We start from the raw sequence: 562 nt of genomic DNA on the forward strand, positions 1-562 counted from the left end.
CGAATCCTGTTTACCATCATGATTCCAATCACCTTTGTTAAATTTGATTCCATCAGTTTCTATATTAATTTCTATAAAAACATCCAAGCTTATTCCACTCCAATAAAAGATCCGTTTGCTGCATCACTAATAAGAAATAATGTAAAAAAAACTGCTTGTTTAAACAGTTTTTTACATTATTTCTTATTTTATTTTAGATAATACATTTTTTTGGAAAGTACGCTCTTCCTGATCTTCATATCCAGTTGAAACAACTTCTTGAATATCATCATGATTAAATAAATAAGTGAAATCTGGATTAATATAGCCTTCTGGATAAGGACATCCCATATAATCGAATTTTCTTACCTCATCTGTTGCTACTTTTTGTTTTCGCCCAAAAATCATAAGTTTCTTTGTACCTTCTTTTAAAATTACAATAGATTCTATAGGAAAAAGTTGCGAATTCATTGTATGTCCTCCTCCTTATTAATTGTTTTTTTAAGAATTTAAGGAATCTAGATTGGTTTTCCATCTCTTTAAATCAATATATATACATATATATATATACCATATATACTAG

General features: G+C 27.4%; 1 protein-coding gene. It reads right to left on the reverse strand.

What is annotated here, in order from left to right; all coding sequences use genetic code 11:
• Positions 1-183: 183 nt before the first annotated feature.
• Positions 184-450: a DUF4176 domain-containing protein gene (locus tag OXT04_RS29550; RefSeq protein ID WP_097822747.1), complete on the reverse strand. Its 267-nt coding sequence runs from the start codon at positions 448-450 to the stop codon at positions 184-186.
• Positions 451-562: the final 112 nt, after the last annotated feature.

Source organism: Bacillus sp. GC_Bacil_1, assembly GCF_026540675.1.
In the GTDB taxonomy this organism is placed as follows: domain Bacteria; phylum Bacillota; class Bacilli; order Bacillales; family Bacillaceae_G; genus Bacillus_A; species Bacillus_A cereus.

Excerpts from the sequence above, each read along its gene's own strand:
- OXT04_RS29550 (WP_097822747.1), bottom strand. The coding sequence starts at position 450 with ATGAATTCGCAACTTTTTCCTATAGAATCTATTGTAATTTTAAAAGAA.